10 protein-coding genes are annotated in these 12923 nt (G+C 40.8%); 4 read left to right on the plus strand and 6 right to left on the minus strand.

The annotated features are described in order from the left end of the window. Positions 1-18: 18 nt before the first annotated feature. From MuYL_RS13815 to MuYL_RS13830, 4 genes are all read left to right on the plus strand, one after another. Complete coding sequence (locus MuYL_RS13815) at positions 19-996, plus strand: electron transfer flavoprotein subunit alpha/FixB family protein (RefSeq protein WP_094571135.1); 978 nt, start codon at positions 19-21, stop codon at positions 994-996. A gap of 28 nt (positions 997-1024) precedes the next feature. Next, the gene (locus MuYL_RS13820) at positions 1025-1627 is read left to right on the plus strand and encodes a bifunctional nuclease family protein (protein WP_094572943.1); all 603 of its coding nucleotides are present in this window, start codon (positions 1025-1027) and stop codon (positions 1625-1627) included. A gap of 158 nt (positions 1628-1785) precedes the next feature. Next, on the plus strand, positions 1786-3045 hold the full coding sequence (locus MuYL_RS13825) for a nucleoside permease (protein ID WP_094571136.1): 1260 nt from the start codon (positions 1786-1788) through the stop codon (positions 3043-3045). Positions 3046-3066: 21 nt separating this feature from the next. Further along, complete coding sequence (locus MuYL_RS13830) at positions 3067-4125, plus strand: DUF3667 domain-containing protein (protein ID WP_094571137.1); 1059 nt, start codon at positions 3067-3069, stop codon at positions 4123-4125. A 3-nt stretch (positions 4126-4128) separates the two neighbouring features. On the opposite strand, the gene MuYL_RS13835 is transcribed toward MuYL_RS13830, so the two are convergent. The 6 genes from MuYL_RS13835 to MuYL_RS13860 form a co-directional block, all read right to left on the minus strand. Next, a complete protein-coding gene (locus MuYL_RS13835; protein ID WP_094571138.1) occupies positions 4129-5169 on the minus strand; it encodes a glycoside hydrolase family 53 protein in 1041 nt (346 codons plus the stop codon). A 262-nt stretch (positions 5170-5431) separates the two neighbouring features. Next, positions 5432-7228: a glycoside hydrolase family 9 protein gene (locus MuYL_RS13840; RefSeq protein ID WP_211710147.1), complete on the minus strand. Its 1797-nt coding sequence runs from the start codon at positions 7226-7228 to the stop codon at positions 5432-5434. Between the two features lie 216 nt (positions 7229-7444). Beyond that, entirely contained in the window at positions 7445-8038 is a 594-nt protein-coding gene (locus MuYL_RS13845) for a porin family protein (RefSeq protein WP_094571139.1), read from the minus strand. A gap of 150 nt (positions 8039-8188) precedes the next feature. Beyond that, the gene (locus MuYL_RS13850) at positions 8189-9514 is read right to left on the minus strand and encodes a TolC family protein (protein ID WP_245845542.1); all 1326 of its coding nucleotides are present in this window, start codon (positions 9512-9514) and stop codon (positions 8189-8191) included. Between the two features lie 24 nt (positions 9515-9538). Beyond that, positions 9539-10216, minus strand: a complete 678-nt coding sequence (locus tag MuYL_RS13855; protein WP_094571141.1) for an ABC transporter ATP-binding protein — start codon at positions 10214-10216, stop codon at positions 9539-9541. 242 nt (positions 10217-10458) lie between these two features. Further along, positions 10459-12891 carry an ABC transporter permease gene (locus MuYL_RS13860; RefSeq protein WP_094572945.1) on the minus strand — a complete coding sequence of 811 codons (2433 nt, stop codon included), beginning with the start codon at positions 12889-12891 and terminating at the stop codon, positions 10459-10461. Between the last annotated feature and the right edge of the window lie 32 nt (positions 12892-12923).

Raw genomic sequence — 12923 nt, forward strand, 5'->3', positions numbered from 1 at the left:
TGATCTTATTCTAACAATATGTCAGTCTTAATTTACACGGAAAACGTTGGCTGGGAATTCAAAAAATCAACATTTGAAGCAGTTTCCTACGCCAGCGCAATTGCCGGTCAAAATAATACCAACCTGGTTGCTATCTCCATTGGCGACGTAAGCAAGGCAGAGTTAACAGCACTTGGAAAGTATGGAGCCGAAAAGATTTTAAACGTTTCGAACGCTAAATTAAAAAGCTTTATAAACCAGGCCTACGCATCTGTAATTGCAGAAGCTGCTAAAAAAGAGGGTGCTGATATTGTTGTTATAGCTAACTCTTTTTCGGGCCGTGGTTTAGCACCGCGGATTGCCGTAAAGCTTGAAGCCGGGCTGGCAGATGGTGCAGTTTCCTTACCTGATCAGGGAAGCGGCAAGTTCATTGTTAAAAAAACAGCTTTTTCGGGCAAAGCATTTGCGATTGTTGAATTAACATCTGCAAATAAAGTGATCTCATTAACGCCAAACTCCTACAAAGTAGTTGAAAAGATTGAAACTGCTGTTATTGAAGATTTTGCTGCCGAAGGCAACGCTTCTGATTTTAAAGCGGTGATCAAAGAGATTGTTCGGGCTACGGATAAAGTTTCTTTACCTGATGCTGATATTGTGGTTTCGGGCGGCCGCGGACTAAAAGGCCCTGAAAACTGGGGGATGGTTGAAGAACTGGCCGGTTTGCTTGGCGCAGCTTTAGCCTGTTCAAAACCGGTATCAGATAACGGCTGGCGTCCGCACAGCGAACATGTTGGACAAACAGGCATAGCTGTGAGTCCAAATTTGTATATTGCGATTGGAATTTCAGGTGCCATACAACACCTTGCCGGGGTTAGTTCCTCAAAAGTAATTGTTGTTATAAACAAAGACCCTGAAGCGCCATTTTTTAAAGTGGCCGACTATGGTATAGTGGGTGATGCATTTGAAGTGGTGCCAAAACTGATTGCAGCAATAAAAGAATATAAAGCTTTAGCATAAAAAAGGATCTGTTGTGATGGGTAATGATATGAAAAAAATTAAACTGGACATTGTTGGCTTGTCATACAGCCAAACGCAGTCTGGTGCCTATGCTTTGGTTTTAGGCGAAGTAAGCGGCCGCAGAAGGCTTCCAATCATTATTGGGAGTTTTGAGGCACAGGCTATTGCAATTGAGATTGAAAAAATGACGCCCAGTCGTCCGCTTACGCATGATCTTTTTAAAAGCCTTGGCGAGGCGTACAATATTAAGATCCAGGAAATTGTGATCTATAACCTGGTTGACGGTATTTTTTACTCCAAGCTTATTTGCACGGATGGAAAAAAAGTGGTTGAAATTGATGCGCGCACAAGTGATGCAATAGCGGTAGCGGTTCGTTTCGACTGCCCGATTTACACATTTGAGTTCATCCTGTCAACCGCCGGGATAGTGATTGAAGGCAATGACTTTGTATATCTGGAGAATATCAATGAAACCAAGGAAGAAAAAAATGCGACTACATCTGCCGCAGGTGGTTTCTCTTCGTTAAGCGTTGATGAACTGAAAACAAAATTACAGGAAGCCCTTGCCGAAGAATCGTACGAAAAGGCAGCCAAAATCAGGGATGAATTAAACAAGCGCAAAGCATCGTAACCTGTTGCACTGATAAAAAGACAAACACTTAACCTAACTTGAAATTTTATTCTGCCTGGTGTTAAATCTGCGCTTTATAGTTTTCCGGTTTACATTTATTTCGCTATTTTCCGGCTTTAATTTAATACTGACCATTTCTTATTTTTAATTGGCCCCATATGAATGTTAAGTTTCGCTTAATACTGATGAATTTTATGCAATTTTTCGTATGGGGTGCCTGGCTGATCACCATTGGTGCGTACTGGTTTCAAAATAAACACTGGTCGGGTGCGCAATTCGGAGCCATTTTTTCTACCATGGGGATCTCAGCGATCTTTATGCCTGCTCTTACCGGGATTATTGCAGACCGGTATATTAATGCAGAAAAGCTATATGGCGTTATGCATATTTTCGGTGCATTAACGCTATTTAGCCTGCCACTGGTAACTAATCCCACAACGTTTTTTTGGGTAATTTTATTAAATATGGTGTTTTATATGCCTACTTTATCCCTTTCAATAACCGTTGCATATTCAGCTTTAAAACGAAACAATATTGATGTAGTTAAAGAGTACCCTCCTATCCGCATCTGGGGTACTATTGGATTCATCGCGGCATTATGGACGGTAAGCATTACGCATAACGAGACATCTGCAAACCAGTTTTATATTGCCTCTGCAATAGCGCTGGCGTTGGGCATTTATTCGTTCTCACTGCCTAAATGCCCGCCTCTTTTTGTTAAAACGGGTAATAAATCGCTCGTAAACTCATTGGGATTAAACGCCTTTGCATTATTTAAAACACCAAGGTTTGCTATTTTTTTTGCATTTTCCCTTCTTTTAGGAGCAGCATTGCAACTCACGAATGCTTACGGTGATACATTTATCCACGACTTTAAAAATGTGGCAGAATATAAAGGTTCCATCGCAGTAAAGTATCCGGCAATCATCATGTCCATATCTCAGATTTCTGAGACGCTGTTCATTTTAGCCATTCCCTTCTTTCTTCGTAAATTTGGAATTAAGTACGTGATGCTTTTCAGTATGCTGGCATGGGTATTACGTTTTGGCCTTTTTGCTTTTGGCGATCCTGCCAGCGGGTTATGGATGATAGTGCTGTCATGCATTGTGTACGGTATGGCGTTTGATTTCTTTAATATATCAGGTTCATTATTTGTTGAAACCCAGGTACCACCGGAAATACGTGGAAGCGCGCAAGGTTTATTCATGATGATGGTAAATGGTTTTGGTGCCTTATTTGGAAGCTTTACCAGCGGGGTAATAATCGACAAGTTTTTTACCCATGCAGATCAAAGTAAAAACTGGCAGGGCATCTGGCTTACTTTTGCAGCGTATGCGCTGGTAATTGCTATTATTTTTCCATTTGTATTCAGGTATAAACATAACGCGGCGCTTAAACACGCTATTGAACACGCCTAAAATTTCTTTGATTCCTTAAAAATGAAAAAACACTACCGTAAGGAAAATAACTGTCTTAACTGCGGTACTTTATTAGAAGGGAAGTTTTGCCATAATTGCGGTCAGGAAAACCTGGAACTGAAGGAAAGCTTCGGCCACATGATGAATCATGCCGTAAGTGATTACTTCCACTTCGATCACCAGTTTTTTCATACGCTAAAGCCGCTTCTGTTTAAACCTGGATTTCTCACAAACGAGTATATGGCAGGCAGGCGCGCGCAATACCTGCACCCGGTGAAGATGTATATCTTTATAAGTGTCGTTTACTTCCTGATGCTGTTTAAATCCGGACACGAGATCGTGAAGGTTAATGAAACACCAAATAAACCGGTAACATCATCAAAGCTGGTTGACTCCGTCAATAAAGCCATTCTTAACAACCATAACCTGAGTGCCGCCCAGAAAAAGGTATTATTATCTAAGATCAAAAAAGATGGTGTAAAAAAAACGCCTACATCTGATGAGAAAGTTGTTAAAGGATACCGTTCAGGCTTACTGGTATTTACTGAGGATAGCACCTATGCTCAATACATCGCAAATCAACAAAAACTACCGGAAGCCAAACGGGATGGTTTTATTGACAGGCTGATCAATAAAAGAGGCTTTGATTATAAAGTTAAATACGGAACCAGATCAAAAGAAGTGTTTTTTGATGAGCTGAAACATAATGTTCCTAAAATGATGTTCCTGATGCTCCCCCTGTTTGCCTTGATATTAAAAATTACATTTTGGCGCAATAAAAAATTTTATGTTGAACACCTCATCTATTCATTTCATTTGCATTGCTTCCTGTTTATATTCCTTTCTTTAATCATACTGCTGCAATTGATACTTCCTGAACAGCAAACAATACAGGGTTTGATTGGCGGTTTTGCCTTCTTTTATATTGTATGGTATATTTACCGGTCGTTAAGAGTTGTTTATAACCGAAGTGTATTCAGAACCATAACAAAGTTTATAGGGATGTATTTTATGTACGTGGTTGTGCTGATGTTTTGCTTCTCCCTGATACTGGTGGCTACGGCGCTTACGCTTGCTTAACTATCAATTTCCAAACGCGTCCAGCGCGGTTGTAGGTTTCCCGGTATTATCAAAAGCGCCAAGACCATAACCCTGCCAGTTATAAGCCTCCGGCTCCCAATAAAAAACGCCAAGGCCATTATTCCCTGAAACGGCATTAACCTTACTGATGATGTCAGAAAGAAAGTCGCGGGAAGTTGCCGGTGATGCCGCATCCATCCCAACTTCAACCACCATACAGGGGGTTGAATAGCGCGCTTCCATATCGTTTATATTGGCAAGGCATTGACTGTTTAGTGTTTGCCAGTTTGTGGTTGATGGATAAAGCGACATACCAATAATGTCCCATTGCGCACCGTTTGCTTTCAATCCATCAAACATCCACCGGAAAAGGCCGTTATCATATCCATTAGAAATGTGAACAATAACCTTTGTGGTACTATTTACTGATTTTACCGCTGAATAACCGGCTTTTATAAGTGCAGCAAAGTTTGCCATGTTTTTCGATGCGCGTCCCTCCTCCCAAAGCATACCATCGTTGGTTTCGTTACCTACCTGCACCCATTCAGGATTGATCCCGTTGTTTTTCAGGGTGGTCATTACGCCTACAGTATAATCATGAAGCGTATTTGTTAATGTTGTAAAGTTCAATGGAGCCCAGGCAGCCGGTTTTGTTTGTTTGCCAGGGTCGGCCCAGCTATCACTGTAATGAAAATCTACCATAATCTTCATCCCGGCATTTTTTGCACGTATTGCTTTGGCTACCAAATCAGCTGTATTACTCCATCCGTCGGCAGGATTAACCCAGGCCCTCAACCTGATGGAATTAAATCCAAGGCTTTTCATCAAAGCAAAAAGTTCCTGTTGATTGCCCGCCTTATCATAAAACTTCACACCTGAAGACTCCATTTGCGTCACCCAACTGATATCCGCCCCTTTGGCAAATGATGATGAAACAACAGGGGGCTTATAAGTTTCAGGCTGAGGTTGCGGAGTGCCTGCCTTATTTGAACAGGATAAAATTAATAATATCGAACTACAGTAAACCCACCACCCTTTTTTCATGAAGTAATTTTTTTAGCTTTTAAATTGGTAAACAAATATATAGACCGCCCCAATAAAATAAAATGTTTATTTAACGTTTATTATTCAACATCCACACTGCAGCCTATCAGAAAGATTAGAAACCGGATGATACCTCAAAAATCTCTGTGTTTTGCTCCTTTTATTTGCTGCTGTTGTTTGCGTTTTTTAAACCGCATCAACGGCAGCCTTTTGTAACCTGCGTTAACTGTTGCTTAAACCATAAATAACGGCCGATCACAATTTATTTAGCGGCATTTAATTTATCTTGAAGTGCTTCCATAGCGTTAACCAAATACGCAAAAGGAGCGTTCCAGTTTATGGCTATTTCATTTGCGGCATAAGCCCGGTCATCATCTATATAAGCTTCATCCGGTACAACAGAGGGAACTTTGATTTTATCCTGCATACCCGGGTTTGGCCCGCCAACCAGCAGACCGGGAATCGGATCAACAATACCATCAGCAACCGATGGCCGGTGATGCGGGTGCATCGGCGTTTTGCTGCCATATCCCGTTACATAGGAATAACCTGAGCCATTTCTTCCTAAAATATAGTCGAGATTAGCTAAAGCAAAATCAAGGTATTTCCTGTTCTTTGATAGTTGATAGGCCTGTATCAGGGCAACTCCTTCGTTTGCTGCCTCGGAGTTACTGCCCCATCCAAAATGACGGGCTGATTTTGTCATAACCGTTTGATAGGCGGTTTCCGCGGCTCCGCTAATTAAATTATCTGCTAAAGCCAATAGTCTGTTTTTCAACTCCGGCAGCTCTTTTGGTGAATTTGCGCCTAACAAATTGCTGTTTTTAATCAATGTGTAATATCCCAATAACCTTACCTGGCTCCATGCAGGGATGGGCATAGTGGTATCAGGTAAAAGGTTTACCGCTTTTAAATATTCAGGTTTTTGTGTACTGACAAATAATTCGGATGCGGCCCAGATAAATTCATCACTAAAGTTACGATCGCCGTAGCCGCCGGTTGTAATTTGGGGCTCAAATACTTTGTTCATGGCATCCTGGTCATAAACTACATCAGGATTTTTAATTGCCCATTGCCATGCTTTATTTGCCTGCAATAAGCAAGAATCAGCCAAACCCGGAAGTTCCCCCGGAAACTTGCTGAAGATCCGGCTTGCCTGTGCCATCACCGCTGCAAAGTCAAGTGTAGCAGCAGTTCCTTTTTGCACCACATAACGCGGCTCGGTTCCTTTTTCGGGCATTTCCATCTTATCAAATGCTGCATTGGTTAACTTATGATAAACACCCCCATCACCGGGATCCTGCATAGTGAGCATCCAGCGCAGGTTCCAAAGCACTTCGTCCAGCACATCCGGGACCTTGTTTCCACTTTCTGGGATATTTAATTTAACAGTTTTCATATAAGCTGGGAAGTCTTCATATAGCGATAATAAGGTACTCGTACTGATCCCGCTGTTAACTATATATTTGTTATAGTCGCCTGCATCATACCATCCCCGCGGTGATGAAATGGACATGCCTGCCGCACGCTTATCACCTGCCGCCGATGGATGGATAAACACACTGGTATCCGGATGCCCCTCTGCCCTGCTCCATTTACCTGCATATTTCTCTTTCAAGGACACCGAGGCCCGCATAAAATAATAGGCCTTTATACTTGCTGCTGCAACATTGCGATGAACTGACCGCTTAATTTGGAACGGATAAGAATAACCGGAGCCGGGTACATAGAGTTGATAGTTGCCGGGGTGGTTAAAAGCGCTGAAATCGGCTATTGCTGTGAACCTTCCGTTTAAACCCGGCTTCATTGATTTTTTTAATTTCCCGTTGTATACCTTTTTTTTATCCGGGGTTTGAATATAAAAAACATTGCTTTTGCTGTTTAAGATAACACCTTTTTTGAGCCCGCCCGGATAAAAACCAATTTGATTTAAACGAACATTAACACCTTCATTAACAACAGGCTCCTGTGAAAACGCCGGATGCGCCCTAAAAACCATTATAGTTACAAGCGCGCAAATGCTGCGCATAATATAGTTAGATAAATATTTGTTGTTCATTACGGGAAATTAATATTTCTGGATATAAATGGCTTATAAAGATACGTGTAACCTGTAAAGTAAGTATAATACTAAATTGCCAATTAGCTATATAATTATAATACTAAGAAAGTATATCGGGGTAATAACAGCGAATACCTATAAAACAAAAGGCCCGCCTTTTTTGAGGGCAGACCTTTTGTTTTTATTCGTCACTACTATTAATTATTCGCCCGATTATATTTTAAATAAAGGCACCGCGAGGCTTAAGTTGAATAAACTTACCCTTGTATGCGAGTTACCATAAGTTTGTTTGGTTAGCCCGGCTTCGTAACGCAGATCGATGGATATGCTTTTAATATCAAGGCCGGCACCTACTACCCAGGCAAAGTTTTGATCTTTATAATTCAATGAAGTTGCGTTACCAATTGCTGAGTTAAAAGTTTGATCTTTATTAATTGCGAATGAAACCAGCGGGCCTGTATAAAAGCGGCCGCCAAAGCCAAATGCACCAATTTTTCCACCAAATAAAAGCGGAACGTCGATACTCGTAAATTTTGCTTTTACGTCACTAGTGCCATCAGAAAGCTCAACATTTTTTGAAGTTAAATATAATTCCGGCTGAAAGTTAAAGCCTAAGGCCCCTACCCGAGCCCATAATCCACCTAAATAACCTGCACGGTTACTGCTGTTAAACGTGGAACCCGAATACTCCAGCCCGGAAAGATTCACACCGCCTTTTATCCCCAATTGAAATGACGGTAAAACCTGGGCAGATGCAAATGTAAACGATGTAGCTGCGATAGCTAATGCGATAATAAGTTTTTTCATGGTAGCAGTGTTTGATGATTTTTTTTTCAGGAACCCCTGAAAATTAGCAATATCCGGTCTGCATTAAAATAAATAATGCAAACCGGATATTTGATGCAATCTGGAATAAAAGTAAAAGATATTTTACCAATCCAAGAAAAAAGATAAAAATTAAAAGGTTAGCTGTCCCCTGTAGTAATCGAGTATTTTAATTCTTATTAAATAATCATAACGGGCATTTATTAAATTGGTATTGGCAACATCCAGGTTATTTTTCGCTATTACAAAAACATCTGCTGTTATCACCCCTGCATTAAACTTAATCTCGGTTGCGTTATAGGCCTCCTTGTAAGCCGCTACCTGCTCGGTTACCGCATTAAACCTGTCATTTGCAGCCGCCATGTTTGCGAATGCCTGCTCTATTTGCTGCTTAAGCTGAACCTGGGTATTATTACTAACGTTTTGTGCATCGATCAAATCAAGCTTTGCCAATTTTACATTATTCCTGTTCTGAAAATAGTTTAATATCGGAATTTGCAAGTTTAGCCCCGGTCCGTAGCTGTAGTTGTTCCTGAACTGGTCAAAAAAACTGGTCGCTCCGGTGCTTGAATAATTGGTGTAAATTGAACCGCCTAAAGACAGTGTCGGATACAACCTACCTTTACGCGATTGAACTTCTTTTTCAGCCGCTTTAACCCTAAAGTCAGCCGCTTTAACCTGAGCCAGGCTTCCCAATGCAGTTGAATAGATCTGTTCAGGTGTTTGGTCATAACTCTTAGGAGTTTGATCGGCCGGCATTCTTACCAATTTTATATCCTTGTTATACGGTACGTTCATCGCTTCCAGCAAATTCAATTTTGCAGTCACCAGGTTATTTTTTGCGTTAACAACATTCGCCGCGTCATTGGCATGCGATCCCTTTATGTTATAAAAATCTGCAGGAGCTACGCTGCCGGCATTATTTAAAATTGTTTCCCGGTCTAAATTAACCTTCGAGGCGTTGTATTGAAAATTTGCCTGGCTCAACTGGTCTTCACTATTTAATACCTGCAAATACAACGAAATTATATTTAATGTGGTTAAATCCTTTACCTGTTGAAAATCCATTTTACCTGCCTGGTAAGCCAGTGCGTTTTGTTTAATGGCATTTATATAGCTTAAGCCGTTTGACAATAGCACATTGCTGCTTAAGCTGTATTGACCGTAATTTATTTTCTGGTTTACATAGTTATAGGTTGTAGGGTCCTGGCTGCGTCCAAAGCTTAATGATTGTGATGCGTTGCCGTTTAGCGTTGGCAAAAGATTTTCCCGCGCCTGCTGAAGCGCGATGCGGCTCCTTTCCATGGTTGTTCCGCTATTTTTAACGGTCAGGTTATTCTTTATGGCCAAATCGACACATTGTTGCAGGGTTAACACACTGTCTAATTGCTGCTGGGCTTTTGCCAATACAGCTATTGATAAAAATAAAAAGAGTAATGGTATTTTCTTAAAAAACATGATTTCTGTAATATTTACTTCCGGTTAGAATTTTCTTGATGATTCTACCTTACCGTCTAAAAGGTTAATAATTCTCGAGCCGTATTCCGCATTTTTTTCTGAATGCGTTACCTGTATAATGGTTACACCATCCTCTTTATTAAGCTTACGAAACAACTCCATTATTTCTTCTCCCTGTTTTGAGTTCAGGTTACCTGTAGGCTCATCAGCAAGTAACAATTTAGGTTTGGCTATCAATGCGCGGGCTATCCCTACCAATTGCTGTTGTCCGCCAGATAACTGCGCCGGGAAAAGGTCTTTCTTTCCAACAATTTGAAAGCGGTCAAGCATGTCGGCTACCATAGCTTTTCTCTCAACTCCTTTAAAGTCTTGGTAAATCAACGGTGTTTCGATGTTTTCATAAACGGTAAGTTCGTCAATAAGGTGATATGCCTGGAAAACGAAGCCGATGTATTGCTTATATAACGCCGAACGTTGTTTGTCTTTAAGCTGATGCACCGCGTTACCCGCAAAATAGTGGTATCCTTCAGAAGGCTCGTCAAGCATCCCAATAACATTTAGCAAGGTTGATTTTCCTGAACCTGACGGCCCCATTATGGAGACAAATTCACCTTCATCTACCTCAAGGTTAATATCATTTAATACAAAATTTTTGTTGCCGCCTACCTGGTAGTACTTTGAAATATGCTGAAGTGATAACATTTGTTATAAATTATTAAGTTAGTTATTTGATGAATTACGAGGCGCTAATTTATTAAATAAGTATTTGAAACGATTATAGCTTTCCCGCATTCCGGCACATCAGTATCAATAACATACCAAAGTTTTAAACTACTATAAATCAATATATTATAAAACAAACCTCAGGAAAAAACTGTTCGCTTATGTAACATGTGGCGTACGGTTATGATACAAGTTATTTAAGTTAACCGGAGATAGCAGCATCATTCGGAGCGCATGCTTGTTACCGGATTTGCCAATGCAGCCTTTACAGCCTTGTAGCCTACGGTTATCCATGCCAATATAATTGAGGATAGTACCGCCAATACAAAAACATCTGCACTTATATTAATCCGGTAAACAAAACTTTGAAGCCAGCCGGACATAAGATACCATGACACAGGCATAGCTATCAAAAACGAAATTCCAATAAGGATCATAAACTCTTTTGAAAACAAAAAGACGATACTTTTTACTGAAGCGCCCAGCACTTTACGTACGCCCACCTCTTTAGTGCGCTGCACTACCATGAATGACACCAGCCCATACAAGCCAAGGCAGGAAATAAACACGGCTATACCCGCAAATATTTTATAAACCAATGCCAGTTGATTTTCCTGCTTATAAAATTGCGCAATATTTTCATCAAGAAAAAAACCGTTGTACGCGTACTCCGGGTACATATTTTCCCATTGTTTTTGGAGCAGGGCAACCGTAGCTGTCAGGTTCTTTGTTTCTATCTTGATAGCGACCTGCGATTCCAATTTTTTGTTGGGAGAAATAACTATTGGTTTAACCGCTTCCCTTAACGAGTTAGTTTTAAAGTCTTTAACAACACCAACAATTGGGCACCAAAAAGCTTTATTGCCACCTATCCTCACCGTTTTACCAATTGCATCTTCTGCGCGCCTTATTCCAAGTTTGTTAATAAAAGTTTCGTTTACCACTACCTGCCTTGCAGTGTCGCTAACATCATAACCTTTGCCGGCTACAAAACGGAGTCCGTAGGTTTTAAAGTAATCCGCATCGCCGTACTTTAAAAATGTGGTGATTCCGTTCTCCTTTGTTGAATGATCAAAGTAAAAATTTGTTCCCCAGTTATTTTCAGAAGATGGCGCATCCGAATCAAAACTTACAGACTTAACGGCAGCGTTTTGCATAAGCTGTTGTTTAAAAGGTTCTATCTTATGCAGGCTGATGCTGTCTGTATAACCAGGAATTATTAAAACCGCACTTTTGTTAAAACCAAGGTCGGCCTCATTAACAAAGTTCATTTGTTTTATGGCAATAATGGTACCTATTATCAGCAATTGCGAAATCCCAAATTGCATAATTACAAGTCCTCTGCGCAACGGGATTCCCCCTATTGAAGCGGCTGTTATCTTGTTTTTGAGCGCCAGTACAGGCTTAAAGCCCGACACCACCATTGCCGGATAAAGCCCTGATAATAAAATAACAACACAGGTTATCAAAAAAAGAAACAACACACTTCCGGTTGTGAGCAGGCTGATACTGTCGGGTACGCTGGCTATATTGCTGAGATATGGTAAAGCAAGCTTGGCTATAACTATTGCTAGCAGCACCGAACCGGCTACAATGATGGTTGTCTCGCCCATAACCTGGCTGATCAGTTGTGCCCTGCTGCTTCCAAGCACTTTGCGGATCCCAACTTCCTTTGAGCGGCCAACGGATTGCGCTGTAGACAAGTTAATGAAATTGATAGATGCCATAAGAATGATTAATACGGCAATGAACGACAATGTGCGCAAGGTGGCCTTTGTGGTCATGTGGTCGCCAATAGTATTTCCAAAGCGCGTATCAAAATGCAAATCACCTAAAGGTTGTAAAAAGTTAATCCTGCTTGTTCTGCCTTTATCGCCCGAATGTTTATGGTTAAACGTTTTGAGCTGCTCATTTACACGTGCAAATGATTCATTTGCGGGTAGTTCCATAAATACCTGGTGGTTACTGCTCACAGCGTGCCAGTCGTTAATGTAGCCGTATTCGTTGGGGTGTTGTTTCCAGGTAATAAATGACACTAAAATTTTAAGCGGAAAATCACTGTTGGGCTGTGCATCTTCAATTACTCCGGCAATTTTTAAATTAAGCAAATTATCCATTTTCAATAACTTGCCGGCAGCATTTTTCCAATCGCCAAAATATTTGGTAGCAGTGCTTTTATCAATTACCGCCATATTAGGTTCAGCCAATACTTTTTTATCACCTGTTAACCAGGTAGCATTAAAAATGTCAAAAAACTGTGGCTCCATGAACATCACACCGAGGTTTTCGGTGAATTTTTTGTCGCCTGCACCACCGTTTGCCGTGCCGTTTTCAAGTACGGTGATCTGGCTTCCGTAGCTTGTATTAATCGCCGCCACTTTTGCCTGTGGGAAATCAAGTCTTAATGCATCGGTAGAGGGAATTGGAATACCCGGATTATAAGAAAAGTCGGCTTCTCTTTTCTCCTGGGTTACAACATGGTAAATATTCTTAAAATTGGGCCTGAAAGTGTCGAAGCTAAGTTCGTACTCTACAACAACATATATCAATAAGCAGGCTGCAATACCAACGGTTAAACCCGAAACGTTTATGGCTGCATACCCTTTGTGGTGGACTATATTGCGCCATGCGATTTTGAAATAATTTTTTAACATAATCAAATTCTTATAACACCATACACTTAAAA

The organism is Mucilaginibacter xinganensis (genome assembly GCF_002257585.1).
In the GTDB taxonomy this organism is placed as follows: Bacteria; Bacteroidota; Bacteroidia; order Sphingobacteriales; family Sphingobacteriaceae; genus Mucilaginibacter; species Mucilaginibacter xinganensis.